The sequence below is a fragment of the Halomonas organivorans genome, from assembly GCF_014192055.1.
Taxonomy (GTDB): domain Bacteria; phylum Pseudomonadota; class Gammaproteobacteria; order Pseudomonadales; family Halomonadaceae; genus Halomonas; species Halomonas organivorans.
The window spans coordinates 141,600-167,933 of the sequence record NZ_JACHXM010000004.1; the positions used below are offsets into that span (position 1 = coordinate 141,600).

Below are 26,334 nucleotides of genomic sequence, written 5' to 3' on the forward strand. Positions count from 1 at the left end.
TGCGGCGTAACGATGGCGACACCGGTGTCGCCGGAGGCATCAGGAGGTTCGAGCCAGCCATGCCAGATTCCGTGCCGTTCATTCGTGCCCTGGTCGAGAAGTATGACCGGCCCGGCCCACGCTATACCTCCTATCCTACGGCGCCGCAGTTCCAGGCCGCCTTCGCCGAAGACGACTATCGTGCGCTGGTCGCGCAGAGCCAGCGAACCGCCTCTCCCAAGCCGCTCTCGGCCTACGTGCATGTCCCCTTCTGTCGCAGCCTCTGCTACTACTGTGCCTGCCACAAGATCATCACCCACCACAGCGAGCGGGCCGTCGAGTATCTCGCCCTGCTGAAGCGCGAGATACGCCTCCAGGCGGCACTGTTCGACGACGATCGCCGGTTGACCCAGCTGCATCTTGGCGGTGGCACGCCGACCTACTTGAGCAACGCCCAGCTCGGCGAACTGATGGCAAGCCTGGCGTCTGCCTTTCGGTTTGCGCCTCCCGAGGCCCGCGAGTTTTCCCTGGAGGTGGATCCGCGCACCGTTACGCCGGCCCGTCTACATGAGCTGCGCGAGCTGGGATTCAACCGCCTGAGCTTCGGCGTGCAGGACTTCGATGCCGAGGTGCAGGCGGCGGTCAATCGGGTTCAGGGCGAGGCCCGGGTCATCGAGCTGGTCGAGGCCGCCCGATCGGCGGCGTTTCATTCGTTGAGCGTCGATCTGATCTATGGTTTGCCACGCCAGACGGTGGCCAGTTTCGACGCGACCCTGGACCGCATCATTGCCCTGCGCCCGGACCGCATCGCCGCCTACAGCTACGCGCATCTGCCGGAGCGATTCAAGGCCCAGCGGCTGATCCGAACCGAGGACATGCCGCCGCCGACGCGCAAGCTCGAACTGCTGGAGTTGACCATCCGGCGCCTGACCGCTGCCGGCTATGTCTATATCGGCATGGATCATTTCGCCCTGCCCGATGACGAGCTCGTCCAGGCGAAGCGTCACGGCACGCTGCAGCGCAATTTTCAGGGTTATTCCACTCACGGGGATTGCGACCTGATCGGGCTTGGGGTCAGCGCCATCGGCAAGGTCGGAGAGAGCTACAGCCAGAACGTCAAGGAGATCTCGGCGTATCGCGAGCGGCTCGAGGCCGGCCGGCTGCCGGTGCTGCGTGGCTATCGCCTGGACGCCGACGACCGCCTGAGGCGTGACGTGATTCATGAGTTGATGTGCCACGGCCGCGTGGACGTCGCCGCGATCGAGGCAAGCCATGGGGTCGACTTCCAGGACTATTTCGCCGGGGCGCTGGCGGCCCTCTCGGACATGCAGGGCGACGGCCTCGTTGCCTTGTCGGAAAACCGCATCGAGGTACGTCCCGAAGGGCGATTGATGCTGCGCAATCTGGCCATGGCGTTCGACGCCTATCTCGGGGAACGGGCCAGCTATTCGCGCACCGTCTGATGCCCTCGGGGCGCCGGCCAGGCACTCGGAAAGCTAGCTGTATGAGACATTCACACTGAAGTACTCGAGCCATGGATCCTCTTCGGACAATGGTTCGTACCATGGACCATGACACTCCGGGACCGAACACCCGGGTGATCGTTCGGTATGAGTTTCTTGCTCACGCCTGCCCAAGAGATTGCCTGACCAGTCCTCCCCAATAATCAGCCGTGTTTCCGATGGTGAAGTTTTCACTTCATTACGATGCTTGGGTTGTATGTAACAAAATGTTTTCTGGCGTAATGTGTCGTCGACGGTCCCAGGCCGGCGACGGGGGAGGGGGTAGCTATGCAAGGGTTCAAGTTGGCTGCCTTGGTCGTTGCGGTAGGCTGTTTGTCAGCTTCCGGGGTGCAGGCCCAGTCGGCTTCAGGTCAGGGAAAGAGTGGCACGCTCTCGGACGATGAGATGGCGGGAATCGCCAACGATCAGCTGACGCAACCGGCCGAGGGAACGGGATCGGGTCGTTTGACCGATGAAGAGCTCGCCGAACTGCTCGAGGAGCTGCCGGCGCCGGCCGCAGGCGGCGGCGGTGGTGGCGGCTGTGGCGGCGGGTATCTGGAAGGGTGCGATAGTTCGACCTTCCTGCGCTTTGTCGTCCTGGCATCCACGGAGCCGGAAGCGCCTGTCGACGATGTGGATGACGACTCCGATGACGGCAGCGGTGATGACGGCGGTGATGACGGCGGTGATGACGGCGGCGATGACGGCGGCGATGACGGCGGCGATGACGGCGGCGGCGATGACGGCGGCGGTGACGGCGGCGATGACGGCGGCGGTGGTGACGGCGGTGGCCCCGATGGTGGTGGTGACGGCGGCGGCCACGGAGGCGGTGACGGCGGCGGTGGTCCCGGCGGTGGCGGTGGCCCCGGCGGTGGTTCCGGCGGCGGCGGTAACGGTGGTTCCGGTGGTGGCGGTAACGGTGGTTCCGGTGGTGGCGGTAACGGTGGCTCTGGTGGTAGCGGTGGCTCCGGCGGAGGTAGCGGCTCCGGTTCCGGTGGTGGATCAGGGTCTGGTGGCGGCTCCGGGTCCGGTGGCGGTTCCGGTAGCGGTTCCGGGGGCAGCGGCTCGGGTGCCGGTGGCAATGGCGGCAGCCCCGGTGGTGGTGGCGGTGCAGGAGGCACAGGCGCTGGCATGGGCGGCGGAAGCCCCGGTGGTCCCGGCGGAGGGATAGGCGGCCGATTCTAGGCCTGTCCATATCTCGCCGACACAGCAGGGCGCCCGACCGATATGGTCGGGCGCCTTTTTTCATGGCCACTCTTGGCGTTGGTGCCGTCAAGATCACCACATGGTGTGTGTCGGACGAGTCTGTCGTCTATATATAGCATCAGGGGCCAAGACATTGAGACTGGCCAAGGGCGCCCTCGACTCGGTGACAAAACGACACCTATCCCCCTTTCTCTCCGGGGCGTGGCCTGCCCGCTTGGGTTCTGGCATAGGGGGAGACGTGAGCACGAACGTCATTACGGCCAATGGGAGAGTTCTGATGCGCACGACCGCCAAGGACACCCCCTCCATCAACGAAGTGCCGATGCAGGGGCCGTCTCTCGATATCTGGGATGCCAAGTATCGGCTCAAGGATCGCCATGGCGATCCTCTGGATGCGGATCCGGCCGCCACCCGCGAGCGCGTGGCCAAGGCGCTCGCTGCGGTGGAAGCCGATCCCCAGGCCTGGTTGCCCCGCTTTCGCTGGGCCCTGGACAACGGTGCCATTCCCGCCGGGCGTATCGTCGCCAACGCGGGTGCCGAGTCCGTCAAGCCGGCGGTCAGCCTGATCAACTGCACGGTGTCGCGGACCATCCACGATTCGATGCGCGATATCCTCGAGGCCGTGGTGGATGCCGGCATGACGCTGAAAAGCGGTGCCGGCATCGGCTACGACTTTTCCACCCTGCGTCACAAGGGGGCCTTCGTGTTCGGGGCCGGCGCGGGAACCAACGGCCCCCTGGCGTTCATGGATATCTACGACAAGATGTGCTTCACGGTGGCGTCGGCCGGGGGGCGTCGCGGCGCCCAGATGGCAACCTTCGACGTCGGTCATCCGGACGTGCGCCGCTTCATCGAGGCCAAGCGCGAGGCCGGCCGGCTGCGCCAGTTCAACCTCAGCCTGCTGATCACCGACGAGTTCATGGAGGCGGTGCGCGCCGACGCCGACTGGCCGCTGGCCTTCCCGCTGCATCCCGCCGAGAAGGAGGACGTCGACGACAGCGAGCTGGTCTACCGCGACTGGCCGGCGATCGAGGAGGGCTACACCCTGGACGCCGAGGGGCGAGTGGCCTGCCGCATCGTCGAGGTGGTCCGTGCCCGGGCGCTGTGGGACACCATCATGCGCTCCACCTACGACTTCGCCGAGCCGGGCTTCATCCTGATCGACCAGGTCAACCGCATGAACAACAACTGGTTCTGCGAGGAAATCCGGGCCACCAACCCATGCGGTGAACAACCGCTTCCCCCCGAGGGTGCCTGCCTGCTGGGCTCGATCGACCTGACCCGCTTCGTCCTCGAGCCCTTCGGCGAGGCGCCGCGCTTCGATTGGCCCCGCTATCGCGAGGTGGTAGCGGTATTCACCCGCATGCTCGACGACGTGGTGGAGCTCAGCGGCCTGCCGCTGGAGGGCCAGCGCCGCGAGATCGAGGCCAAGCGGCGCCACGGCATGGGCTTCCTGGGGCTGGGGTCGGCCATGACCATGCTCAAGCTGCCCTACGGCTCGCCGGAGTCGCTGGCCTTCACCGAGGAGGTGAGCCGGGTGATGGCCGTCGAAGGCTGGAAGCAGGGCCTCGAACTCTCCAGGGAGAAAGGCATGGCGCCGATCCTGGGTGAGGCGTTCGAGCTGACCCCTCGGATGCTGCGCGAGCGGCCGGAACTGGCCCGCGATGGCTACCAGGTGGGCGACCGGCTACCCGGCCGCCTTCTGCATGCTCGTTACAGCCGCTACATGCAGAAGATCGCCGAGGTGGAACCGGAGCTGGTGGCCGAGCTCGCCGAGCACGGCGCGCGCTTCACCCATCACAGCTCCATCGCGCCCACCGGTACCATCTCGCTGTCGCTGGGCAACAATGCTTCCAACGGTATCGAGCCCTCCTTCTCGCACCGCTATTACCGCAACGTCATCCGCGCCGGGCGCAAGACCAAGGAACAGGTCGAGGTGGTGTCCCTGGAGCTCGCCGCCTACCGGCACTGGGTGGCGCCTGAGGCGGTGGAGAGCGACCTGCCGGACTATTTCGTGACCGCCGATGCCGTCTCGCCTGCCCGGCATGTGGCGGTGCAAGCGGCCGCCCAGGCCTGGGTGGACTCGGCGATATCCAAGACGGTCAACGTGCCCACCGACTTCGCCTTCTCCGACTTCAAGGACCTCTACCTGGAGGCCTATGACAGCCGGCTCAAGGGCTGCACCACCTTCCGCTTCAACCCCGAGGCCTTCCAGGGGGTGCTGGTGCGCGAGGAGGACCTCAGGAACACCACCTATGTCTTCGAGCTGGAAAACGGCGAGACCGTCGAGCTGGCCGGCAACGAGACGGTGATCTACGAGGGCGAGGAGCACACCGCGGCCAACCTCTACGAGGCCTTGAAGGAGGGCACCTATGGCAAGTGGTAAACCACGGCCTACTGCGCTCGATGAGGGGGACATGAGCGGGCATTCACCGAGCGCCAGCGCACTACGTTCCGGAGGAGGCTATCGATGAGCGTCGAGATCACCTCGAAGATCGTATCCTACAGCGTCAAGCAGGCGGTCGAGGCGCCGCCGCTGGCCGAGGAGAACCCACTGACGGTGCGCATCCCGTCTCGCCCCGAGGGCACCCTGGAAGCCGTCTCGGAGAAGATCTCCTATGTCGGCGCCGAGGGACGCAAGAAGGTCTATCTGCTGGTGTCCTTCATGCCGGTGGAGGGTGTGCTGAACGGCAAGCGGGTGGTCATCGAGCGCCCGGTGGAGTTCTTCTTCCCCTCCGGCCAGTTGTCCAGCGAGCACCAGTGGATCACCGCCACCATGCGCAGCCTGTCGCTGGCCGCCCGCGGCGGCTATGTCACCCAGGCGGTGGCCGATCTGCGCAAGGTGGCCTGGGACAAGGGGCTGGTACGCTGCGGCATGAATCGCTGGGGCAAGCCGATGTTCCACGATTCCGAGGTTGCCGCCATCGCCTGGTCGATCCAGCAGATCCTGCAGCGGCGCGGCTTCCTCGACCAGGACGGCCATCAGGTGCCGGTGGAGACACTGGTACAGCGCTATGCCCAGCGCCTGGCCAGCGGCCAACCCTGGCAGCCGCCGAGCTCCGAGGAGCCGGTCCGAACCGAGCGCGAGGCGGGGGGCAGGCCCACCGTGGTGGGCCAGTGCCCCGAGTGCCGGGGGGACCTGATCATGATGGACGGCTGTCCGACCTGCTATGCGGGGTGCGGTTGGTCAAAGTGTGGATAGGGGCCGGGCCGTTGCCGGTGGTCTGATCGGGATCGAGACAAACGTTTAATGGCAAGCCAGCCTGGAGGACACCATGGTCTGTTATGTTCGGATGTGCTGAAACAAGGCACAAATCGTATAACACCCGCCATGGAGTCATAGGCATGCGTAACAACAACAAGACGCTGATCGCCCTGTCCGTTGCGATCCTGGGCCTGGGAATGGCAACTACCGCCTCGGCTTCCACCCTCGATGAGGTCAAGGAGCGCGGCAACCTGCGCTGCGGCGTCAACGTCGGGCTGTCCGGTTTTTCCTCGCCGGACGAGAACGGCACCTGGCAGGGGCTGGATGTCCAGACCTGCCGCGCGGTGTCTTCTGCCATCTTTGGTGACCCTGAGAAAGTTGTCTTCACCCCGCTGACCGCCAAGGAACGCTTCACCGCCCTGCAATCCGGCGAGATCGACGTGCTCTCGCGAAATACCACCTGGACGGCGACCCGCGACAACTCCCTGGGCCTCAATTTCACCACCACCACCTTCTACGACGGCCAGGGCTTCATGGTCGCCAAGGACCTCGGCATCGAGAGCCTGGAGGACCTGAACGGCGCCTCCATCTGCATACAGTCGGGTACCACTCACGAGTTGAACCTGGCCGACTACTTCCCGGCCAAGGGCATCGATATCAACACCGTGACCTTCGATACCCCGGACCAGACGGCCCAAGGCTTCGCCAGCGGCCGCTGTGATGTCCTGACCTCCGACACGTCCCAGCTCAGCGCCCTGCGCCTGCAGTTGCCCGACCCGGACAGCGTGGAGATTCTCACCGAGCTGATCTCCAAGGAGCCGCTGGGCCCGGTGGTGCGCCAGGGCGACGACCAGTGGTTGGATATCGTCAAGTGGACGGTCTTCGCCATGGTCAACGCCGAGGAGCTGGGCGTGAACAGCGACAACGTCGAGGAGATGCAGCAGAACCCGCCCAATCCCCAGGTCGCACGCCTGCTGGGCGATGACGGCAACTACGGCGAGCAGATGGGCCTCGAGAACGACTGGGCCTACGACATCATCGCCCAGGTGGGCAACTACGGTGAGGTGTTCTCCGCCACGGTGGGCGAGGACTCGCCGCTCGCCATCGGCCGTGGCATGAACGCGCTGTGGAACGAGGGCGGCATCCTCTACGCGCCGCCCATCCGCTAACCGGCATTGATCCTCCGTTTCCCCTCACTCCCGGCTCGAGGGTGAGGGGCCGTATCATCGTATCCGAGGCTCGACATGCTGCGTTCATCCTCTTCCGAGCGGGGGGCGCTGTGGCGTAACCCCGCCGTGCGTGCGCTGGTGATCCAGGCCTTGCTGCTGCTGGGGCTGGCGGCGCTGATCGTCATGCTGGTGACCAATACCCTGGCCAACCTCGAGGCCCGGGGGATCACCACCGGTTTGGGCTTCCTTCAGGAACGGGCCGGTTTTTCCATTCCCCAGTCGCTGATCGCCTACAGCGGCGACAGCACCTACGGCCGCACCTTCGTGGTGGGGCTGCTCAACACCCTGCTGGTGTCCGGCCTCGGCATCGTCGCGGCGACGGTCATCGGCTTCGCGGTGGGCATCTCCCGGCTGTCCAGCAACTGGCTGCTGGCCCGGCTGGCCGCCGCCTACGTGGAGATCTTTCGTAACATCCCGCTGCTGGTGCAGATCCTGTTCTGGTACTTCGCGGTGCTCCAGGCGCTGCCCAGCCCACGCCAGAGCCTGTCGCTGTTCGAGGCGTTGTTCCTCAACGTGCGCGGTCTGGTGATGCCGGCGCCCGTGGCCCAGCCGGGCTTCGATGCCACCCTATGGGCGCTGGCCCTGGCGGTGGCTGTGGTGGTGGGGTTGACGCTGTACGCGCGGCACCTGCAGGCCCGCACCGGCCGGGCGCTGCCGGTCTATCGGCTCGGCGCGCTGATCCTGATCGGCCTGCCGCTGGCGGTGTTCCTGGCCACCGGGCGTCCGCTGGCCTGGGACGTGCCGGCACTGGCCGGTTTCAACTTCAAGGGCGGGGTGACGATCATCCCCGAACTGATGGCGCTGTGGCTGGCGCTGTCGATCTACACCGCTTCCTTCATCGCCGAGATCGTACGCTCGGGTATCCAGTCGGTGCCGAGCGGGCAGGTCGAGGCTGCCCGGGCAATCAGCCTTCCCGGCAACATCACCCTGCGCAAGATCGTGATTCCCCAGGCGATGCGGGTCATCGTGCCCCAGCTCACCAGCCAGTACCTGAACCTGATCAAGAACTCCTCGCTGGCCACGGCCATCGGCTACCCGGACCTGGTCGCGGTATTTGCCGGCACGACCCTCAACCAGACCGGCCAGGCCATCGAGATCATCGCCATGACCATGGCGGTCTACCTGCTGATCAGCCTGGTGGTGTCGGCGCTGATGAACCTCTACAACGCCCGCACCCTGATGAAGGAGCGCTGACATGGCCGAGATGGCGACACGAATCGAGATGATCGAGGCGCGCCGGCCGCCGGACCTGCGCCGCGGCGTGCTGGGCTGGTTGCGCGCCAACCTTTTCGACGGGCCGCTCAACAGCGTCATCACCCTGTGCGTGCTCGCGGTGCTGGGCTGGGGGCTGTGGCCGCTGGTGCAGTGGGCGCTGATCGACGCCGACTGGCTGGGCTCGACCCGCGAGGCGTGCAGCGGCGAGGGTGCCTGCTGGGTGTTCATCAGCGCCCGCTTCGAGACCATCGTCTACGGCTTCTACCCCGAGGCCGCCCGCTGGCGGGTCGACGCGGTGTTCATGATGCTGGGGCTGCTGATCGCCTGGCTGGCGATCCCCCGGCTGCCCGCCAAGCGCTGGGTGGGGCTGTTCGCCCTGGTTGGCTTCCCGGCGGTGGCCTACGTGCTGCTGCTCGGTGGCCATTTCGGCCTGATGGCGGTGCCGACCCGCGAGTGGGGCGGGCTGATGCTGACCCTGACGGTGGCCGTCGTGGGCATCGTCGGCTCGCTGCCGCTGGGCGTGGTGCTGGCGCTGGGCCGGCGCTCGCAGATGCCGTTGGTCCGCGGCGTGTGCGTGGTGTTCATCGAATTCTGGCGTGGCGTACCGCTGATCACGGTGCTGTTCATGGCCTCGGTGATGCTGCCGCTGTTCGTGCCCGCGGAGGTGGAGTTCGACAAGCTGCTGCGGGCGCTGATCGGCATCATGTTCTTCTGGAGCGCCTACATGGCCGAGGTGGTGCGCGGTGGCCTGCAGGCCATTCCCAAGGGGCAGGAAGAGGCCGCCAAGGCGCTGGGGCTGGGCTACTGGCGGCGCATGGGGCTGGTCGTGCTGCCCCAGGCGCTGAAGCTGGTGATTCCCGGCATCGTCAACACCTTCATCTCGCTGTTCAAGGACACCTCACTGGTGCTGATCATCGGCCTGTTCGACCTGCTGGCGATCATTCGCTCCGGGCTAACCGACAGCAACTGGCTGGGCTTCGCTACCGAGGGCTACGTGTTCGCGGCGCTGATGTTCTGGATCTTCTGTTTCAGCATGTCGCGCTACAGCCAGCATATCGAGCGGCGTCTGCACACGGGGCATCGGAACTGACCGGCACGCATGGAATGACAAGCACGTAACAACACGCTTTCAAGAACGAGGAAATACCGGCATGGCGTCCACGAATCCGGCAGCAGCCCTCGCCGACGACCCGATGATCGAGGTCGAGGGGCTCAACAAATGGTACGGCGACTTCCACGTCCTGCGCGACATCGATCTGACGGTGGCAAAGGGCGAGCGCATCGTCATCTGCGGCCCCTCGGGGTCGGGCAAGTCGACCCTGATTCGCTGTCTCAACCACCTGGAGGAGCATCAGCAGGGTCGCATCGTCGTCGACGGCGTGACCATGACCCAGGACGTGAAGCGCATCGAGCAGATCCGCCGCAACGTTGGCATGGTCTTCCAGCACTTCAACCTGTTTCCGCACCTCTCGGTGCTCGACAACTGCTGCATCTCCCAGACCTGGGTGCAGAAGAAGCCGCGCGCCGAGGCCGAGAAGACCGCCATGGAATTCCTCGAGCGGGTGCGGATCGCCGACCAGGCGCGCAAGTACCCGGGGCAGCTTTCCGGCGGTCAGCAGCAGCGCGTGGCGATCGCCAGGGCGCTGTGCATGCGCCCGGAGGTGATGCTGTTCGACGAGCCGACCTCGGCGCTGGATCCGGAGATGATCAAGGAGGTGCTCGACGTCATGGTCGAGCTGGCCCGGGATGGCATGACCATGCTCTGCGTGACCCACGAGATGGGCTTCGCCAAGACCGTGGCGGATCGCGTCATCTTCATGGACCAGGGGCAGATCATCGAGCAGGCCCCGCCGGAGACTTTCTTCAACCACCCGGAGTCGGACCGAACGAAGCTGTTCTTGAGCCAGATCCTCGGCCACTGATTAGACCGCACTTGGAAGTGGTTACGCTCGCCGACGTTCAATGCGCGTTCGGCCCCCAGCGAAAACGGCCCGGACGCCAAGGCGTCCGGGCCGTTTCTGTTTTCGGGAGCGATCAGGCGGCGTCGAGGGGGCGCGCCGGGCCGAAGTGCTCGTAGTGGCGACGCTCGTCCGGCACGCCCAGCATGCTCAGCGCCCGGTCGACCGCGGTCATGAAGCCCTGGGGGCCGACGAAGTAGCAGCGCGCGCCCTCGGGCAGGTAGCGGGCGAGCAGGTCGCGATCCACGCGGCCGGTATGTTCTGCCGCATTGCCGCGCTCGTGGATGGCCACCGAGGTCAGTCGCTCGGGATGCTCGGCGGCCAAGGTCTCGAGTTCGTCGGCGAAGGCGTGGTGTTCGGCGTCCAGGGCGGCGTGCAGGTAGACCACCTTGCGACCCTGGGCCAGGGCCTGGCGCGCGATCGGCAGCATGGGGGTCTGGCCGACGCCACCGCTGGCCAGCAGCAGGGGTTCGTCGCCCTCCACCAGGGTCAGCTCGCCGGCGGGAGGCAGCAGCGCCAGGGTGTCGCCCACGGCCATGGCATCGTGGAGGTGGCGGCTGGCCGTGCCGTCGGCCTCGCGCTTGACCGAGATGCGATAGCTCCGGCCGTTGGGCATCGCCGAGAGACTGTAGTGGCGATGGACCGGCGCGCCGTCGATCAGCAGACGTACCCCGATGTACTGGCCTGGTGCGTGATCGGCCACCGGGCCGCCATCGGTGGGCTCCAGCACGAAGGAGCGAATCACCGCGCTCTCCTGGCGAATGTCGGCGATGCGGAACTCGCGGGGGCCGCGCCAGCCTCCGGGCTGGTGCTCGAAGGTGCGATAGCGCTGCGCTTCCAGCTCGATCAGCAGGCCGGCCAGCTCCCCGTAAAGTGCGCCCCAGGCGTCGGCGATCTCCGGCGTCACGGCATCGCCCAACACCTCGCCGATGGCGGCCATCAGGCACTCGCCGACGATGGGGTACTGGTCGGGCTGGATATTCAGGGATACGTGCTTGCTGACCACCGTGGCCAGGGTCTCGCGCACCCGCTCGGGGTCCTGGCGCAGTTGGACATAGGCGAGTACGGCGGCGGCGAGCACCCGTGGCTGCCCCCCGTCGGCCTGGTGGGCCTGGTTGAACAGCGGCTTGACCTCGGGGTAACGGTCGAACATCAGCGGATAGAAACGCTGGGTGATGGCGTCGAGATGCTCGGCGACCACGGGGGCGGTGGCGGCAATCAGGCTTTCCTGGGCTTGGGTCAGCATGGGGCGACTCCTGGGTGAGGATGGGCGGCGTCTCTTAAAGATGCATAAAAATTACATCTATTGTTGTGTCACCGCTACCCGTCGAGATGGTCAAGATTGTCGCAGGTGGCCGCGGCTTGATCTGCATCAAGACCGGAGGCCCTCGCGATCCGGCCGCGCGCCTGGAACGGACCCGGCGAGCTAGCCTTGAAGGAGAGGTGCGGCGGGGAGAGATGTCATGGACATCGTCAAGGTCTTCGATGCGAGCTACGCGCGAGCCCTGGCGCGCCGGGTCCGCGGGCGCGAGTTCTTCGACGCCTTCTATGAGCGCTTCCTGGCGGCATCGCCCGAGGTGGCCGAGAAGTTTCAGGGCATCGACATGTCGCGTCAGCAGGCCATGCTGAAGAAGTCGTTCTATCAGCTGCTGACCCTCTACGCTGCCAGCCATGACAGCGACTACCTGGGGCGGGTGGCGGTGCTCCACGGCCGTCATCACCGCGATATTCGACCGGCGCTCTATGACCAATGGCTGGAGGCCATGATCGCGACGCTTCGGGAGTACGATCCGCAGTGCCGAGACGAGGTCGAGCTGGCCTGGCGGCTGGTGATGACGCCAGGGATCGTCTACATGAAGTTTCACTATGACCGGACGTCGGCGGTCGGCCAGGGAGGGGACGCGTCATCAGGCGATGCGAGCGAGGGTTAAAGAAGTATTCTTGATATTGGTCATGGTTCCGGGATTTCGGCCTGTCGCAAAATGCCGCTACCCAAGTCCCCTGTCCCAAGGCTGAATAGCGCATCATGCTGGTTTCCTCGCTTTCCCTGGCCCGCCTGCCCGTGGCGCGGCTGGCCTTTCGTCCCTTCTTCCTGCTGGCCGCCCTGTTCGGTATCGCCTCCATGATGGCGTGGCTGAGCTTCTGGCGCGGCGAAACGCTGCTACATCCATGGGGAGGCATGCTGTGGTGGCATCAGCACGAGATGCTGTTCGGCTTCGCCGCCGCCGTGATCGCAGGTTTCCTGCTGACCGCGGTGCAGAACTGGACCGGCCGTCGCAGCTTGAGCGGCCTGCCCCTGCTGGGCCTGGTGGCGCTCTGGGGCGTCGCCCGATGGCTGATGGCCTTTCCCGTCGGACTGACTCCCTGGGGAGCGATGCTGGTCGATGCGGGCTTTCTGATCGCAGTGAGCGCCATACTGGCCTGGCTGGTCATCGCTGCCCGGCGCTGGCGCAACCTGATCTTCTTGCCGCTGCTTGGCCTGCTGGTGCTGGCCAACCTGGCCATGCACCTGGGGGCGTGGAAGGGGAGCGGCGAGCTGGTGCGGTCGGGCGCGCACATGGCGGTGCTGTCGATCACGGCCATCATGGTGGTGCTCGGGGGGCGGGTGATCCCGATGTTCACCGCCCATCGCCGGAAACGCCCCCGGAGCGTTCCCTGTCGCTGGCTCGAGGGGCTGACGCTGGCGAGCATGGCGGCGGTGCTGTTCGTTCAGCTGGCCGCCCTGCTGGGTGCCGATACGCCCAGCGGTGTGGCGGCGGGTCTGCTCGGGGCGACGGCGCTGGCCAATGCCGTGCGCCTGGCGCGATGGAACGGCAGGAATGCCTGGGGAGAGCCCCTGCTGTGGGGGCTTCATGTCAGCTATGCCGCCATTCCTCTGGGACTGGGCATGTGGGCGCTGGCGGAACTCGGTGCCTTTCGGGTCGAGCTGGCCGTGCATGCGCTGACCATCGGCGCCATGGGAACCATGATGCTGGCGATGATGGCGCGGGTCTCGCTGGGGCACACCGGGCGGCCCATCGAGACGTTGCCGGGCATCGGCGTGGCCCTGGGCATGCTGATCGTCGCCGCCCTGCTGCGTGCACCGATGCTGGCGCTCTTTCCGGGCATCTCCCGGGAGGCCTACAGCCTGGCCATCGTCCTGTGGTGCCTGGCCTATGTGATCTTCCTGCTGCATTACGCGGTCCCCCTGACCACGGCGCGCATCGACGGCAAGGAGGGGTAGCCGTGGTCCTGGCTGGCCCTCGACGACGCTTCCTATACTGAAGTTCGTCATTCGCCTTCAGGGAGATTTCCGCATGTCCCGACAAGAACTTCCCGCCGGTGCCGGTCAGCTTGCCGAAGGGCATCCGGAGGTATGGCGCGCCTTCGCGGCGCTGGGCAAGGCCTGTGCCGAGGCCGGCCCCCTGGACGCTCGCACCCGGCGCCTGGTCAAGCTCGCCCTGGCGGTGGGTGCCGGCTCCGAGGGCGCCGTGCACTCCCATGTCCGGCGCGCGCTGGCCGAGGGCGAGTCGCCGGCGGCGCTGGAGCAGGTGGCATTGCTGGGCGTTCCCACCCTGGGCTTGCCGGCCAGCGTCGCGGCCCTGACCTGGATCGGCGACATCACCGACGACGAGGATTGAGGGACCGCCCCGCATCGCCCGTCTGGCAGCGTCGGTGTGCTACGTGCCCACACCCGCCTGCACGGCCCACACCGCTGCCTCGACCCGCGAGCGCAGCCCGAGCTTCTTGAGCAGGTTCTTGACGTGGACCTTGACCGTGCCCTCGCTGATCGCCAGCTGGCGGGCGATCAGCTTGTTGCTCAGCCCGCGGGACAGGGCGCGCAGGATCTCGCCCTCGCGAGCGGTCAGCGAGCCCAGCACGTCGTCGCCCGGCGCTGCGCGAGGGCCACTCAGAGCCCTTGCCAGCAGGTTGGCGAGTTGCGGGCTGATCGTCATGCGCCCCTCGGCGGCCTCCTTGATCGCCGCCAGCAGGTCTTCGGGTTCCATGTCCTTGAGCAGGTAGCCGTCCGCGCCGGCACGCAGGGCGGCGACCACGTCCTCCTCGGCGTCGGAGACGGTGAGCATGACGATGCGTGCCTCGACGCCTTGCTCACGAAGTGCCCGCAGGGCTTCCAGGCCATTCCGTCGCGCCATGTTCAGGTCCATCAGGATGAGCGTCGGTGCCAGGCGGGCGGCGGCCTCGATCGCCGCCTCTCCATCGGCTGCCTCACCAGCGATCACCAGCTCAGGGTCCATCTCCAGCAGTTGACGGACGCCGCGACGGAACAGTGGATGGTCGTCGACGATAAGGATCGCTGTGCTCATGGTGCACCTCCTGGCAGTGGCATGGCCGTCGTCTCCCGGCGGAGCTGGGGCGTGAAGCATAGTCGGACTTCGGTGCCGCCATCGTCGGGCTCGAGCAGGTCGAGCCGACCATTCAGTCCGGCGGCACGCTCGCGCATGATGATGGTGCCGTAGTGATCGGGCTGGTTCGCCTTTTCGCCTAGCCCGATGCCGTTGTCGCGAATGCTGACCGCCACGCGATCCGACTCGTCGGTGGTCAGGGTGACCTCGCAGTGGCTCGCCTCGGCGTGATGGACGACGTTGGACAATGCCTCGCGGACGATCTGCAGGGTATGCACCTCCTCGTTGGGCGATAGCGGGCAGTGGTCGAGACGGTAGTCGAGGCGAATGGAAAGCTCGCCGCGGCGTACGAATTCGCGCACCGTTTCTCCGAGGGCGGCTTCCAGCCCTGCTTCGGTCATCTTCAAGCGGAAGGTGCTGAGCAGCTCGCGCAGCTGTCGGTAGGCGGCGTTGAGCCCCTCGCGCAGTTCGTCGACGATCGCCTCGGTGCTGGGGTCGGCGCCGGTACGGCGTGCCTGGGCCTGCAGGCGGGCGACCTGAATCTTCAAGTAGGAAAGCGACTGGGCCAGCGAGTCGTGCAGCTCGCGGGCGATCACTGCGCGTTCGTCCATCAGCGCCAGCCGACGCTGCTCAGCGTAGCCCTGGGACAGCGAGATCGAGGTGGCGATCAAGCCGGCAATGGTCTCCACCAGGTCGCGTTGCCAGCGTTGGGGCGGTGCCTCGGGCGCGTACTGCAGCAGCAGCACGCCATAGTCGCGCCCGGCCTCGCTTATCGCGACTCGGTATATCCAGGGCGCGATGCCGTCGGGGCTGCCGTCGAGGCAGGGCTTGCAGGCCGGTGCGCGACAGAAATCGGGACAGTCGTCGGTCTGGGTGGACAGGCGCAGGTAAGCGCGCTCGGCGTCGTCCTGGGCCAGGCACAGGGTGATCGGCCCCAGGCCGGAGACCGCCGCGAGCTGTGTTAGCACTCTGCGGTAGCTGGCGTCGCCGGGCGGTGCGCCGTTGAGCTGGCGTGCCGCCTGATAGAGCAGGTTGAGCGTCTCGTTGCTGCGTTCGAGCTCGGCGGTCTTGGCCTCGACGCGCGCCTCGAGCTGGCCGTAGATCTGCGTCAGGCTCTCGTTCATCTGGTTGATGGTGCGCGACAGCAGACCCAGCTCATCGCTGGCCACATAGCGGGTGCGGCCAGTGAAGTCGCCGCGTCGCGAGCGATCGACCACCTTGAGCAGGTCGCGTAGCGGTGGGATCACGTCGGTGGCCAGCTTGTACATGGTCAGGAACACCAGCCCCAGCGTCAGGAACAGGATGACGCCCTGAAACAGTCGCAGCAGCTGGATCCGCGACTCCGCCTCGCGCTGCAGCTGGCCGACCAGACGGTCGACCTGATCGACGAAGTCCCCGGCCGGCGCGATGGCGCTGGTCGGAGGATTCGCCGCGTCCAGCATCAGCGGGCGCAGCCGGTCGTGCCACTGCTCGACGACCTTGTGGTACTGGCGAGTCAATGGATGCTGCGGGTCGTCCGGCAGGCGTCCGGTAATCGCTGGCGACGCGAGGCTGCGGTCGAGTTCGATGACTTGCGCGGTACGGCGCTCGGCGATGGCGGCGGCCTGCAGGCGGGTGACGAGCAGTCGATAGGCCTGCATGCGCAGCGCACCGGCCTGGTTGATCGCTGCCGCATCGCCGCTGGCGGTTTCGGCGATGACGATCGAGCCCAGCATGCTGGTCAGCGCCAGCAGCACGATGCCGGCCATCGCCAGGCCGGCTCGGAAAGACAGGGAACGGGGCATGACATGAGGCATGAAAAGACGGTCGCAGCCTACCTCTAATGAATCGCCTTGGCCCCCGTGCGCGGAAAAAGACTCGGGTGTCTGGGCGAATGCTCATCGAATCAGTGGGTTGTCGAAAACCTTCCTCTACCTCGAAAGAGGTAGTCATGGCTAGGGTCGGCGATGGCCGCCCGAAGTGCCTTGATCCAGGTCAACGGCCTGGCCGTCCCGCTATAGCAAGGTCCCCCTTAGCGCTCCTTTCGAGATGCCCGAGCCTTCTACTCGCCGGGTGATGAAAGGCGTTCCTGGAAGTCTTTTACCGAGCCAGGGGGAACCGCCATGGCCAATACCGACTACCCGACACGACGCGAGCAGAACCGCGCCCTGGGCCTCTCGACGATCGCCTTCACCGCCTGCTTCGCCGTGTGGACGCTGTTTTCCATCCTCGGCCTGCAGATCCGGGAGGAGTTCGCCTTGTCGGACACCCAGCTCGGCCTGCTGATGGCGACGCCGGTGCTCACCGGGTCCATCAGCCGACTGTTCCTGGGCATCCTTACCGACCGCTTCGGCGGGCGCTGGGTATTCAGCCTGCTGATGCTGGCCACCGCCGGCTGCGTCTACCTGCTCACCTTTGCCAACAGCTATCCCATGCTGCTGCTCGGCGCCTTGGGCATCGGCCTGGCCGGGGGATCGTTCATCGTCGGCGTGGCCTATACCTCGGCCTGGTTCGAGCGTGAGCGTCAGGGTACGGCTCTGGGCATCTTCGGTGCCGGCAACGTCGGCGCGGCGGTGACCAACTTCGGTGCCCCCTTCCTGCTGCTGGCACTGGGCTGGCAGGGCGCCGCGCTGGTGTATGCCACGGCTATCGCGGCGATGGGCGTGGTCTTCCTGCTGCTGGCCAGGACCGACCCGCAGAGCGAACGGCGTCGCTCCGAGGCCGTGCCGCTCAGGCAGCAGCTGGCGCCGCTGGTCGAGCTGCGCGTCTGGCGTTTCTCGCTGTACTACTTCTTCGTCTTCGGCGGCTTCGTGGCCCTGGCGCTGTGGCTGCCGCACTACCTGGTCGAAGTCTACGGCCTGAGTATCACCGCCGCTGGTATCGTCGCCGCGCTGTACACCATTCCGGCGTCGCTGTTCCGCGTCCTCGGTGGCTGGCTCTCCGACCGCTATGGCGCGCGTCGGGTGATGTACTGGACCCTGCTCGCCTCGGTGACCTGCAGCTTCCTGCTCAGCTATCCGCCGACTCGCTACAGCGTACAAGGCGTGCACGGCTCGCTGGAGTTCTCGTTCGCCATGAACCTGGTCGGTTTCGTCGCGCTGATCATGGTGCTGGGCTTCTTCATGTCGCTGGGCAAGGCGGCGGTGTTCAAGCACATCCCGAGCTACTACCCGCAGCACGTCGGTGCGGTGGGCGGCGTGGTGGGCATGATCGGCGGCCTGGGCGGCTTCTTCCTGCCGCTGACCTTCGGCATGCTCAACGACGTGCTGGGTATCTGGCAGAGCTGCTTCATGCTGCTGTTCGTGGTCTCCGGTGCGGCCCTGGCCTGGATGCACTACGCGATCCTGCGCGCCAGCCGCGAGGAGTGGCGTGGCGGCCGGGAGGTCACCGACCTGCCGGAGCTGGCCACGCCCAGCCATTTCGTGCTCCAGGACTGGCGCCCCGAGGATCCGGAATTCTGGGCCGAGAAGGGCAAGCGCATCGCCACCCGCAACCTGTGGATCTCGATCCCCAACCTGCTGCTGGCCTTCGCGGTGTGGATGGTCTGGTCGGTGGTGGTCGCCAAGCTGCCCCAGGTGGGCTTCGACTACACCTCCAACCAGCTGTTCTGGCTGGCCGCGCTGCCGGGGCTGTCCGGCGCCACGCTGCGCATCTTCTACAGCTTCATGGTGCCGATCGTCGGCGGGCGGCGCTTCACCGCGCTGTCCACCGCCTCGCTGGCGCTGCCGGCGCTGTGGATCGGCTTCGCCGTGCAGAACCCCGACACCCCCTACCTGGTGATGCTGATCGTGGCGCTGCTGTGTGGCTTCGGCGGCGGCAACTTCGCTTCGAGCATGGCCAATATCTCGTTCTTCTACCCCAAGCGCGAGAAGGGCAACGCCCTGGCGCTCAATGCCGGGCTGGGCAACCTCGGGGTCAGCGTCATGCAGTTCCTGATTCCGCTGGCGATCACCGCCGGAGTGTTCGGGGCGCTGGGCGGCGAGCCCCAGGCGCTGAACGACGTCGAACGCCTGTGGCTGCAGAACGCCGGCTTCGTATGGGTGCCGTTCATCCTGCTCGGCGCGGTGGCGGCCTGGTTCGGCATGAACGACATCGCCAGCGCCAGGTCCTCGTTCAAGGACCAGGCGGTGATCTTCAAGCGCAAGCATAACTGGCTGATGTGCGTGCTCTATACCGGCACCTTCGGCAGTTTCATCGGCTACTCCGCGGGCTTCCCGCTGCTGGCGTCCAACCAGTTCCCGGAGGTCGACGTGCTGCAGTTCGCCTTCCTGGGGCCGCTGGTGGGCGCGCTGTCCCGCGCCGGCACCGGCTGGGTCTCGGACCGCTTCGGCGGCGCCCGGGTCACCCTGTGGGTGTTCGCGGCGATGATCGCCTGCGTCGTCGGGGTGCTGCTGTTCCTCGGCATGAAGGACCAGCCCGGCGCGTTCTGGGGCTTCTTCGCCATGTTCCTGCTGCTGTTCTTCTTCACCGGCGTGGGCAACGCCAGCACCTTCCAGATGATTCCCGAGATCTTTCGTCAGGAAGTGTCGCGGCTGATGCCATCGCTCGATGCGGCGGCGCAGCGCCAGCAGAGCGAGAAGGAATCCGCGGCGACCATCGGCTTCACCTCGGCGATCGCCGCCTACGGCGCCTTCTTCATTCCCAAGACCTTCGGTAGCTCCATCGCCCTGACCGGCGGGGCCGAGCTGGCGCTGTACGGCTTCATCGCCTTCTACGCCATCTGCGTCGGCCTGACCTGGTTCTACTACACCCGTGCCAACGCCGAGATCCGCCTGCGGGCGCCCGGGCACGAGACCCGCGCACAGACCGCCTCGCCGAGCCGTTGAGGAGAGTTCCCATGAGTCATTTTCTGGACCGACTGAAGTACCTGACTCGCCGTCCTGAAGCCTTTGCCGGGGGACACGGCGAGACCCGCGACGAGACCCGCGACTGGGAGGACGGCTATCGCCAGCGCTGGCAGCACGACAAGATCGTGCGCTCCACCCATGGGGTGAACTGCACCGGATCCTGCAGCTGGAAGATCTACGTCAAGAACGGCCTGGTCACCTGGGAGACCCAGCAGACCGACTACCCCCGGACCCGGCCCGATCTGCCCAACCACGAGCCACGCGGCTGCCCGCGGGGAGCCAGCTACTCCTGGTACATCTACAGCGCCAACCGCTTGAAGCACCCGCTGGTGCGCAAGCCGCTGCTCAAGCTGTGGCGCGAGGCGCTCGAGGAGAGCGGCGATCCGGTGGACGCCTGGGCCTCCATCGTCGAGGATCCGGCCAAGACCAAGCAGTACAAGCGGGCCCGCGGCATGGGCGGCTTCGTGCGCGCCGACTGGGACGAGCTCAACGAGCTGATCGCCGCCTCCAACGTCTACACCGCCAGGCAGTACGGCCCGGACCGCATCATCGGCTTCTCGCCGATCCCCGCCATGTCGATGGTCTCCTACGCCGCCGGCAGCCGTTACCTGTCGCTGATCGGCGGGGTCTGCATGAGCTTCTACGACTGGTACTGCGATCTGCCGCCGGCCTCGCCGATGACCTGGGGCGAGCAGACCGACGTGCCGGAATCCGCCGACTGGTACAACTCGGGCTACATCATCGCCTGGGGCTCCAACGTGCCCCAGACCCGCACCCCGGACGCCCACTTCTTCACCGAAGTACGCTACAAGGGCACCAAGACCGTCTCGGTGACCCCGGACTACGCCGAGGTCTCCAAGCTCACCGATGAGTGGCTGTCCGCCAAGCAGGGCACCGACGCGGCGCTGGCCATGGCCATGGGCCACGTTATCCTCAAGGAATTCCACCTCGATCGGCCCAGCGCCTACTTCACCGACTACGTGCGCCGCTACACCGACATGCCCTGCCTGGTCGAGCTCGAGGCCCGCGAGGACGGTAGCCACGTGCCCGGCAGGCAGCTGCGCGCCAGCGACTTCGCCGACCACCTGGGCCAGGCCAACAACCCCGAGTGGAAGACCCTGGCCTGGGACGAACTATCGGACCGCCTGGTGGTGCCGCGCGGCTCCATCGGCTTCCGTTGGGGCGAGGCGGGCGCAGAAAAGAGCGACGGCGACGCCACGGCAAAGGGTAAGTGGAACCTGGAGTCGCGGGACGCCGAAGGCGACGAGATCCAACCGCGCCTCAGCCTGGCCGAGGCCCATGACGAGGTGGCCCGAGTCGCCTTCCCCTACTTCGGCGGCATCGCCCACGAGCACTTCGATCACGTGAAGAGCGGCGGCGCCAGCGACGAGCTGCTGTTCCACAGCCTGCCGGCCAAGCGCCTGACCAAGGCCGACGGCCGCGAGGTACTGGCGGTCACCGTGTTCGACCTGATGTGCGCCAACTACGGCATCGACCGCGGCTTCGGCCGAGAGGGAGAGGACGACGGCGCCACTGCCTATGACCAGGTCAAGCCCTACACTCCGGCCTGGCAGGAGAAGATCACCGGCGTGCCCGCCGAACAGTGCCTGCGCATCGCCCGGGAGTTCGCCGACAACGCCGACAGGACCCACGGGCGTTCCATGATCATCGTCGGTGCCGGGATGAACCACTGGTACCACATGGACATGAACTACCGCGGCCTGATCAACATGCTGATCATGTGTGGCTGCATCGGCCAGAGCGGCGGCGGCTGGTCCCACTACGTGGGCCAGGAGAAGCTGCGCCCGCAGACCGGCTGGCTGCCGCTGGCCTTCGGCCTGGATTGGCAGCGGCCGCCGCGGCACATGAACTCCACCTCCTTCTTCTACAACCACTCCAGCCAGTGGCGCTACGAGAAGCTCGAGATCAAGGAGATCCTCTCGCCGCTGGCCAATCCGGCCGACTATTCCGGCAGCCTGATCGACTTCAACGTGCGCTCCGAGCGCATGGGCTGGCTGCCCTCCGCGCCGCAGCTGGCCACCAATCCGCTGCGCCTGGCCAAGGCCGCCGAGGCCGCCGGTCAGTCCACCACGGACTACGTGGTCGAGGCGCTCAAGGCCGGCGAGCTGCATTTCGCCGCCGAAGATCCGGACGACCCGCAGAACTTCCCGCGCAACATGTTCATCTGGCGCTCCAACCTGCTGGGCAGCTCCGGCAAGGGGCACGAGTACATGCTCAAGTACCTGCTCGGCACTCGTCACGGTATTCAGGGCAAGGATCTGGGCGAGGCCGGCGGCCAGCAGCCGGAAGAGGTGACGTGGCGCGACGAGGCCCCGGAGGGCAAGCTCGACCTGCTGGTGACCCTGGACTTCCGCATGTCCACCACCTGTCTGTACTCGGACATCGTGCTGCCCACGGCGACCTGGTACGAGAAGGACGACCTCAACACCTCGGACATGCACCCCTTCATCCACCCGCTGACCGCGGCCACCGACCCGGCCTGGGAATCGCGCAGCGACTGGGAGATCTACAAGGGCATCGCCAAGGCCTTCTCCAAGGTGTGCGTGGGGCACCTGGGCGAGGAGACCGACCTGGTCACCCTGCCGCTGCAGCACGATTCCCCCGCCGAGCTGGCCCAGCCCGAGGTCCGCGACTGGAAGAAGGGAGAGTGCGAGCCGGTGCCCGGCAAGACCATGCCGGCGCTGGTCGAGGTCAAGCGCGACTACCCGGCCACCTATGAGCGCTTCACCTCGGTGGGACCACTGCTCGACGAGCTGGGCAACGGCGGCAAGGGGATCGGCTGGAACACCGAGCAGGAGGTCGAGCTGCTCGGCAGGCTCAACTACGTGAAGACCGAGGGCCCGGCCAAGGGGCGGCCGCGCATCGAGTCGGCCATCGACGCCGCCGAGGTGATTCTCACCCTGGCGCCGGAGACCAACGGCCAGGTGGCGGTCAAGGCCTGGGACGCGCTGTCGACGATCACCGGCCGCGATCACAAGCACCTCGCCGAGCCCAAGGAAGAAGAGAAGATCCGCTTCCGCGACGTCGTCGCCCAGCCGCGCAAGATTATCTCCAGCCCGACCTGGTCGGGTCTCGAGGACGAGCACGTCTCCTACAACGCCGGCTACACCAACGTCCACGAGCTGATTCCGTGGCGCACGGTCAGCGGCCGCCAGCAGTTCTACCAGGACCACGCCTGGATGCGCGCCTTCGGCGAGAGCCTGCTGGTCTACCGGCCGCCGATCGACACCAAGGCGGCGGCCAGCGTGGCCGAGCCTGGCTTTGCCGAGAGAAAGGGCAACGGCAACCCGGAGATCGCGCTGAACTGGATCACCCCGCACCAGAAGTGGGGCATCCACTCCACCTACAGCGACAACCTGCTGATGCAGACCCTGTCCCGGGGCGGGCCCATCGTCTGGCTGTCCGAGGACGACGCCCGGTCGATCGGCGTCGAGGACAACGACTGGATCGAGCTCTACAACGCCAACGGTGCCATCGCCGCCCGGGCGGTGGTCAGTCAACGGGTCAAGAACGGCATGGCGATGATGTACCACGCCCAGGAGCGGATCCTGAACGTGCCGGGCTCCGAGATCACCGGTACCCGCGGCGGTATCCACAACTCGGTCACCCGCGTGTGCCCCAAGCCGACCCACATGATCGGCGGCTATGCGCAGCTGGCCTACAGCTTCAACTACTACGGCACCGTCGGCTCCAACCGCGACGAGTTCGTCATCGTGCGCAAGATGAAGCGCATCGACTGGCTGGACGGCGAAGGCAATGACTACCAGCAGGAGGCCGTGAAATGAAGATTCGTTCCCAGGTCGGGATGGTCCTGAACCTCGACAAGTGCATCGGCTGCCACACCTGCTCGGTGACCTGCAAGAACGTCTGGACCAGCCGCGAGGGCGTCGAATACGCCTGGTTCAACAACGTCGAGACCAAGCCCGGCATCGGCTATCCCAAGGAGTGGGAGAACCAGAAGAAGTGGAAGGGCGGCTGGCTGCGCCGCAAGGACGGCCATATCGAGCCGCGCATCGGCGGCAAGTGGCGGTTGCTGGCGAACATCTTCGCCAACCCCGACCTGCCGGAGATCGACGACTACTACGAGCCGTTCACCTTCGACTACCAGCACCTGCACACCGCCAAGCAGGGCGAGCACCAGCCCACCGCGCGGCCGCGCTCGCTGATCTCCGGCCAGCGCATGAACAAGGTGGAGTGGGGGCCGAACTGGGAGGAGATTCTCGGCACCGAATTCGCCAAGCGCCGCCGCGACGCCAACTTCGAGCAGGTGCAGGTCGATATCTACGGCCAGTTCGAGAACACCTTCATGATGTACCTGCCGCGGCTGTGCGAGCACTGCCTGAACCCCACCTGCGTGGCGTCCTGCCCCAGCGGGGCGATCTACAAGCGCGAGGAAGACGGCATCGTGCTGATCGACCAGGACAAGTGCCGCGGCTGGCGGATGTGCATCTCCGGCTGCCCCTACAAGAAGATTTACTACAACTGGAAGAGCGGAAAGTCCGAGAAGTGCATCTTCTGCTATCCGCGCATCGAGGCCGGCCAGCCCACCATCTGCTCCGAGACCTGCGTGGGGCGCATCCGCTACCTGGGGGTGCTGCTCTACGACGCCGACCGCATCGAGGAGGTGGCGAGCACCGCGGACGAGCGCGACCTCTACCACCGCCAGCGCGAGATCTTCCTCGATCCCCACGATCCTGAGGTGATCGCCCAGGCGCGGAAGGACGGCATCGCCGACAGCGTGATCACCGCCGCCCAGCAGAGCCCGGTCTACAAGCTGGCCATGGAGTGGGGGTTGGCGCTGCCGCTGCATCCCGAGTACCGCACCCTGCCAATGGTCTGGTACGTGCCGCCGCTGTCGCCGATCCAGTCCGCCGCCGAGGCGGGCGACCTTGAGAAAGACGAATCCGGCGGCATCCTGCCGAAGATCGAGTCGCTGCGCATCCCGGTGAAATACCTCGCCAACCTGCTCACCGCCGGCGAGGAGGAACCCGTGGTGCTGGCGCTCAAGCGGCTGATGGCGATGCGCCTCTACATGCGCGGCAAGCACGTGGACGGCGAGGCGAATGTCGAGGTGCTCGACGAAGTCGAGCTCACCGAGGCCCAGGTCGAGGAGATGTACCGCTATCTCGCCATCGCCAACTACGAGGACCGCTTCGTGATCCCCACCAGCCACCGCGAGATGGCTGTCGACGCCTTCCCCGAGCGCGGCGGCTGCGGCTTCAGCTTCGGCAACGGCTGCCAGGGTGGCGATAGCGACGCCAGCCTGTTCGGCGGCCGCAAGCAGACTACCACCCTGGTTCAGCCGGTGGAGGTCTTCGATCCCGGTTCTCAACAAAAGGCCCAGAGCGATGAGACAGCCGAGGAGGCCCGTCATGGCTGATGCCGCCCGTGTCCTGCTCGAGCCGGCGGACGACATGCTTAGCCTGCGCGTGCTGGCCCGACTGCTCGACTACCCCAGCGAGGCGCTCCAGGACGCCGCCGGCGAGATGATCGAGATCCTCGACGCCGAGCGGCGCTTGCCCCCGGCGCTGCGAACCGCCCTGATGGACTGGAGCCAGCGCCTGGCCGAGGCCGACCTCATGGACCTTCAGGCCGAGTACGTGGCGCTGTTCGACCGCGGCCGGGCCACCTCGCTGCTGCTTTTCGAGCACGTCCACGGCGAGTCCCGCGACCGCGGCCAGGCCATGGTCGACCTGCTGGCCGAGTATCGGGCCGCCGGCTTCGAGATCGACGCCCGGGAACTGCCCGACTACCTGCCGCTGTTCCTGGAATACCTCTCCACCCGACCCGAGACCGAGATCGGCCGCTGGCTGGGCGAGATCCGTCACATCCTGGCGCGGCTCACCGCGCGACTGGAAGAGCGCGAGGCTGCCCACGCCCTGGCGACCCTGGCGCTGCTCGGGCTGATCGGCGCCGAGGCCGACGTGGCCGAGCACCGCGACCCGGTGAAGAACGAGGCACGGGACGATACCCCCGAGGCCCTGGACGCCGCCTGGGAAGAGGAGGCGGTGCGCTTCTCGGCCGCGTCCGATCAGGACTGTGCCCTGCAGTCCGCTGAGGGGCGACGCCTGGCCGAGCGCAAGACGGCGACGCACAGCGAAGCGGTGCGGATCCTCGACCCCGCCGCCCCGCGGCAACAAGGAGATCTGTCATGAGCTACTTCCACATCCTGCTGTTCGGGCTCTATCCCTATCTCGCCGGCAGCGTCTTCCTGATTGGCAGCCTGCTGCGCTTCGACCACGGCCAGTACACCTGGAAGACCGGATCTAGCCAGATGCTCACCTCGAGGAACATGCGCCTGGCCAGCAACCTCTTCCATGTCGGCATCATCGTGATCTTCTTCGGCCACCTGGTGGGCCTGCTGACCCCGCACTGGGTCTATGCGCCCTTCATGAGCGCCGGTACCAAGCAGGTGGTGGCCATCGTGGTGGGCGGCATCGCCGGCGTGATGTGCCTGGTCGGCGGCGCCATGCTGGCCTGGCGACGCCTGACCAATCCCCGAGTCAAGGCCTCGTCGGGCCCGATGGACAGCGTCATCATCCTGCTGCTGGTACTGCAGGTAACGCTGGGGTTGCTCACCATCATTCCGGCGATGCATCACCTGGACGGCGGCGTGATGCTCGCGCTCGCTCATTGGGCCCAGGCAATCGTGTTCTTCCAGGGCGGCGCCGCCGACTATCTCGTCGGGATCGGTTGGATCTACCAGCTGCACATCCTGGTGGGGCTTACCATCGTGCTGGTCTTCCCCTTCACCCGCCTGGTGCACGTCTGGAGCGCACCGCTGGGCTACCTGATGCGGCGCTACCAGATCGTGCGCCGCCGGGCCTGAGCGACCTTCCCAGGAGAGACG

Annotated in this window: 20 protein-coding genes; 16 read left to right on the top strand and 4 right to left on the bottom strand. The window is 66.5% G+C overall.

The window, feature by feature from the left end; all coding sequences use genetic code 11:
• Positions 1–59 precede the first annotated feature (59 nt).
• Complete coding sequence (gene hemN / locus FHR96_RS06360; protein WP_183386816.1) at positions 60–1,442, top strand: oxygen-independent coproporphyrinogen III oxidase; 1,383 nt, start codon at positions 60–62, stop codon at positions 1,440–1,442.
• Between the two features lie 405 nt (positions 1,443–1,847).
• On the opposite strand, the gene FHR96_RS06365 is transcribed toward hemN, so the two are convergent.
• On the bottom strand, positions 1,848–2,303 hold the full coding sequence (locus FHR96_RS06365; protein ID WP_183386817.1) for a hypothetical protein: 456 nt from the start codon (positions 2,301–2,303) through the stop codon (positions 1,848–1,850).
• On the opposite strand from FHR96_RS06365, the gene FHR96_RS06370 reads away from it, so the two are divergent.
• The 7 genes from FHR96_RS06370 to FHR96_RS06400 all read left to right on the top strand — a co-directional run bounded on the left by FHR96_RS06370 (position 2,278) and on the right by FHR96_RS06400 (position 10,258).
• A complete protein-coding gene (locus tag FHR96_RS06370; RefSeq protein WP_183386818.1) occupies positions 2,278–2,652 on the top strand; it encodes a hypothetical protein in 375 nt (124 codons plus the stop codon). The two genes, FHR96_RS06365 and FHR96_RS06370, sit on opposite strands and share 26 nt — an antisense overlap.
• A gap of 312 nt (positions 2,653–2,964) precedes the next feature.
• On the top strand, positions 2,965–5,073 hold the full coding sequence (locus FHR96_RS06375) for an adenosylcobalamin-dependent ribonucleoside-diphosphate reductase (protein ID WP_183386819.1): 2,109 nt from the start codon (positions 2,965–2,967) through the stop codon (positions 5,071–5,073).
• An 84-nt stretch (positions 5,074–5,157) separates the two neighbouring features.
• On the top strand, positions 5,158–5,889 hold the full coding sequence (locus FHR96_RS06380) for a ribonucleoside-diphosphate reductase (protein ID WP_183386820.1): 732 nt from the start codon (positions 5,158–5,160) through the stop codon (positions 5,887–5,889).
• 143 nt (positions 5,890–6,032) lie between these two features.
• Positions 6,033–7,061, top strand: a complete 1,029-nt coding sequence (locus FHR96_RS06385; protein ID WP_183386821.1) for an amino acid ABC transporter substrate-binding protein — start codon at positions 6,033–6,035, stop codon at positions 7,059–7,061.
• A gap of 75 nt (positions 7,062–7,136) precedes the next feature.
• Positions 7,137–8,315, top strand: a complete 1,179-nt coding sequence (locus FHR96_RS06390; protein WP_183386822.1) for an amino acid ABC transporter permease — start codon at positions 7,137–7,139, stop codon at positions 8,313–8,315.
• 1 nt (position 8,316) lies between these two features.
• Complete coding sequence (locus FHR96_RS06395; RefSeq protein ID WP_379685047.1) at positions 8,317–9,426, top strand: amino acid ABC transporter permease; 1,110 nt, start codon at positions 8,317–8,319, stop codon at positions 9,424–9,426.
• Positions 9,427–9,529: 103 nt separating this feature from the next.
• Positions 9,530–10,258: an amino acid ABC transporter ATP-binding protein gene (locus FHR96_RS06400; RefSeq protein ID WP_183386940.1), complete on the top strand. Its 729-nt coding sequence runs from the start codon at positions 9,530–9,532 to the stop codon at positions 10,256–10,258.
• Positions 10,259–10,370: 112 nt separating this feature from the next.
• Here FHR96_RS06400 and hmpA read toward each other — a convergent pair whose 3' ends face one another.
• A complete protein-coding gene (gene hmpA / locus FHR96_RS06405) occupies positions 10,371–11,540 on the bottom strand; it encodes an NO-inducible flavohemoprotein (RefSeq protein WP_183386823.1) in 1,170 nt (389 codons plus the stop codon).
• A 217-nt stretch (positions 11,541–11,757) separates the two neighbouring features.
• Between hmpA and FHR96_RS06410 the strand changes: the two genes are divergently transcribed.
• The 3 genes from FHR96_RS06410 to FHR96_RS06420 all read left to right on the top strand — a co-directional run bounded on the left by FHR96_RS06410 (position 11,758) and on the right by FHR96_RS06420 (position 13,914).
• A complete protein-coding gene (locus tag FHR96_RS06410) occupies positions 11,758–12,225 on the top strand; it encodes a globin (RefSeq protein WP_183386824.1) in 468 nt (155 codons plus the stop codon).
• Positions 12,226–12,320: 95 nt separating this feature from the next.
• A complete protein-coding gene (locus tag FHR96_RS06415) occupies positions 12,321–13,517 on the top strand; it encodes an NnrS family protein (protein ID WP_183386825.1) in 1,197 nt (398 codons plus the stop codon).
• Positions 13,518–13,590: 73 nt separating this feature from the next.
• The gene (locus FHR96_RS06420; RefSeq protein ID WP_183386826.1) at positions 13,591–13,914 is read left to right on the top strand and encodes a carboxymuconolactone decarboxylase family protein; all 324 of its coding nucleotides are present in this window, start codon (positions 13,591–13,593) and stop codon (positions 13,912–13,914) included.
• A gap of 39 nt (positions 13,915–13,953) precedes the next feature.
• Here FHR96_RS06420 and narL read toward each other — a convergent pair whose 3' ends face one another.
• Both narL and FHR96_RS06430 read right to left on the bottom strand, forming a co-directional pair.
• On the bottom strand, positions 13,954–14,598 hold the full coding sequence (narL, locus tag FHR96_RS06425) for a two-component system response regulator NarL (RefSeq protein ID WP_183386827.1): 645 nt from the start codon (positions 14,596–14,598) through the stop codon (positions 13,954–13,956).
• The gene (locus tag FHR96_RS06430) at positions 14,595–16,421 is read right to left on the bottom strand and encodes a histidine kinase (RefSeq protein WP_183386828.1); all 1,827 of its coding nucleotides are present in this window, start codon (positions 16,419–16,421) and stop codon (positions 14,595–14,597) included. Before FHR96_RS06430 ends, narL begins: the two co-directional genes overlap by 4 nt.
• 318 nt (positions 16,422–16,739) lie before the next feature.
• On the opposite strand from FHR96_RS06430, the gene FHR96_RS06435 reads away from it, so the two are divergent.
• Genes FHR96_RS06435 through narI form a run of 5 tightly spaced genes read left to right on the top strand, consistent with a single transcriptional unit; the run spans position 16,740 to position 26,313 of the window.
• Complete coding sequence (locus FHR96_RS06435; protein ID WP_183386829.1) at positions 16,740–19,442, top strand: nitrate/nitrite transporter; 2,703 nt, start codon at positions 16,740–16,742, stop codon at positions 19,440–19,442.
• An 11-nt stretch (positions 19,443–19,453) separates the two neighbouring features.
• The gene (locus FHR96_RS06440; RefSeq protein WP_183386830.1) at positions 19,454–23,269 is read left to right on the top strand and encodes a nitrate reductase subunit alpha; all 3,816 of its coding nucleotides are present in this window, start codon (positions 19,454–19,456) and stop codon (positions 23,267–23,269) included.
• Entirely contained in the window at positions 23,266–24,864 is a 1,599-nt protein-coding gene (gene narH / locus FHR96_RS06445; RefSeq protein WP_183386831.1) for a nitrate reductase subunit beta, read from the top strand. The genes FHR96_RS06440 and narH overlap by 4 nt, the downstream gene beginning before the upstream one ends.
• Positions 24,857–25,639, top strand: coding sequence for a nitrate reductase molybdenum cofactor assembly chaperone (gene narJ, locus FHR96_RS06450; RefSeq protein WP_183386832.1), 783 nt, complete (start codon positions 24,857–24,859; stop codon positions 25,637–25,639). Before narH ends, narJ begins: the two co-directional genes overlap by 8 nt.
• On the top strand, positions 25,636–26,313 hold the full coding sequence (gene narI / locus FHR96_RS06455) for a respiratory nitrate reductase subunit gamma (RefSeq protein WP_183386833.1): 678 nt from the start codon (positions 25,636–25,638) through the stop codon (positions 26,311–26,313). The genes narJ and narI overlap by 4 nt, the downstream gene beginning before the upstream one ends.
• Positions 26,314–26,334 lie beyond the last annotated feature (21 nt).

Bases quoted from the DNA above. Each gene is read 5' to 3' on its own strand.
- hemN (WP_183386816.1), top strand. From the start codon at position 60: ATGCCAGATTCCGTGCCGTTCATTCGTGCCCTGGTCGAGAAGTATGAC.
- FHR96_RS06370 (WP_183386818.1), top strand. From the start codon at position 2,278: ATGGTGGTGGTGACGGCGGCGGCCACGGAGGCGGTGACGGCGGCGGTG.
- FHR96_RS06375 (WP_183386819.1), top strand. From the start codon at position 2,965: ATGCGCACGACCGCCAAGGACACCCCCTCCATCAACGAAGTGCCGATG.
- FHR96_RS06380 (WP_183386820.1), top strand. From the start codon at position 5,158: ATGAGCGTCGAGATCACCTCGAAGATCGTATCCTACAGCGTCAAGCAG.
- FHR96_RS06385 (WP_183386821.1), top strand. From the start codon at position 6,033: ATGCGTAACAACAACAAGACGCTGATCGCCCTGTCCGTTGCGATCCTG.
- FHR96_RS06390 (WP_183386822.1), top strand. From the start codon at position 7,137: ATGCTGCGTTCATCCTCTTCCGAGCGGGGGGCGCTGTGGCGTAACCCC.
- FHR96_RS06395 (WP_379685047.1), top strand. From the start codon at position 8,317: ATGGCCGAGATGGCGACACGAATCGAGATGATCGAGGCGCGCCGGCCG.
- FHR96_RS06400 (WP_183386940.1), top strand. From the start codon at position 9,530: ATGATCGAGGTCGAGGGGCTCAACAAATGGTACGGCGACTTCCACGTC.
- hmpA (WP_183386823.1), bottom strand. From the start codon at position 11,540: ATGCTGACCCAAGCCCAGGAAAGCCTGATTGCCGCCACCGCCCCCGTG.
- FHR96_RS06410 (WP_183386824.1), top strand. From the start codon at position 11,758: ATGGACATCGTCAAGGTCTTCGATGCGAGCTACGCGCGAGCCCTGGCG.
- FHR96_RS06415 (WP_183386825.1), top strand. From the start codon at position 12,321: ATGCTGGTTTCCTCGCTTTCCCTGGCCCGCCTGCCCGTGGCGCGGCTG.
- FHR96_RS06420 (WP_183386826.1), top strand. From the start codon at position 13,591: ATGTCCCGACAAGAACTTCCCGCCGGTGCCGGTCAGCTTGCCGAAGGG.
- narL (WP_183386827.1), bottom strand. From the start codon at position 14,598: ATGAGCACAGCGATCCTTATCGTCGACGACCATCCACTGTTCCGTCGC.
- FHR96_RS06430 (WP_183386828.1), bottom strand. From the start codon at position 16,421: ATGCCCCGTTCCCTGTCTTTCCGAGCCGGCCTGGCGATGGCCGGCATC.
- FHR96_RS06435 (WP_183386829.1), top strand. From the start codon at position 16,740: ATGGCCAATACCGACTACCCGACACGACGCGAGCAGAACCGCGCCCTG.
- FHR96_RS06440 (WP_183386830.1), top strand. From the start codon at position 19,454: ATGAGTCATTTTCTGGACCGACTGAAGTACCTGACTCGCCGTCCTGAA.
- narH (WP_183386831.1), top strand. From the start codon at position 23,266: ATGAAGATTCGTTCCCAGGTCGGGATGGTCCTGAACCTCGACAAGTGC.
- narJ (WP_183386832.1), top strand. From the start codon at position 24,857: ATGGCTGATGCCGCCCGTGTCCTGCTCGAGCCGGCGGACGACATGCTT.
- narI (WP_183386833.1), top strand. From the start codon at position 25,636: ATGAGCTACTTCCACATCCTGCTGTTCGGGCTCTATCCCTATCTCGCC.